The 933-nt window shown below is 69.3% G+C and carries 2 protein-coding genes; both read right to left on the reverse strand.

Annotated elements, in window-relative coordinates:
- On the reverse strand, positions 1-94 hold a 94-nt coding region (locus tag HW837_RS47960), incomplete at its 3' end, for an acyl-CoA carboxylase subunit epsilon (protein WP_193382255.1).
- 17 nt (positions 95-111) lie between these two features.
- Positions 112-933 (reverse strand): acyl-CoA carboxylase subunit beta (locus HW837_RS47965; RefSeq protein ID WP_272875595.1); only part of this gene is annotated, 822 nt, incomplete at its 5' end.

Here is a 933-nt window from a genome sequence, read left to right on the forward strand (position 1 = left end):
CGGTGGCTGCCGCCGCGGCGCGGGCGTGGACCACCGCCAGGGCGGCGGCCAGTTCCTCCGGGGTGGGGTTGCCCCGTACGACCTTGATGGTCATGGTTGGGCTCCGGGGGGTTAGAGGGGGATGTTGCCGTGCTTCTTGGGGGGAAGGGACTCGCGTTTGGTGCGGAGTTGGCGCAGGCCGCGGACGAGGTGGCGGCGGGTGTCGGAGGGGGTGATGACGGCGTCGACGTAGCCGCGTTCGGCTGCGGTGTAGGGGTTGAGGAGGGTGTCCTCGTACTCCTGGATGAGGCGGGCGCGGACGTCTTCGCGTTCGGGTTCGGGGGTGGCGGCGATGGTGCGGCGGTGCAGGATGTTGACGGCGCCCTGGGCGCCCATGACGGCGATCTGGGCGGTGGGCCAGGCGAGGTTGAGGTCGGCGCCGAGGTGTTTGGAGCCCATGACGTCGTAGGCGCCGCCGAAGGCCTTGCGGGTGATGACGGTGATGAGGGGGACGGTGGCTTCGGCGTAGGCGTAGATGAGTTTGGCGCCGCGGCGGATGATGCCCTCGTGTTCCTGGCCGACGCCGGGGAGGAAGCCGGGGACGTCGACGAAGGTCAGGACGGGGACGTTGAAGGCGTCGCAGGTGCGCACGAAGCGCGCTGCTTTTTCGGAGGCGTTGATGTCCAGGCAGCCGGCGAACTGCAGGGGCTGGTTGGCGACGATGCCGACCGGGTGGCCCTCGATGCGGCCGAAGCCGGTGAGGATGTTGGGTGCGAACAGGGCCTGGGTCTCGAAGAACTCGGCGTCGTCCAGGACGTGTTCGAGCACCGTGTGCATGTCGTAGGGCTGGTTGGCGCTGTCGGGGACGAGGGTGTCGAGTTCGCGGTCCTCGTCGGTGACGGTGAGGTCGGCCTGTTCGGGGAAGGCGGGGGGCTCGCTGAGGTTGTTGGAGGG

It is taken from the genome of Streptomyces caniscabiei (assembly GCF_014930365.1).
GTDB classification, from domain to species: domain Bacteria; phylum Actinomycetota; class Actinomycetes; order Streptomycetales; family Streptomycetaceae; genus Streptomyces; species Streptomyces caniscabiei.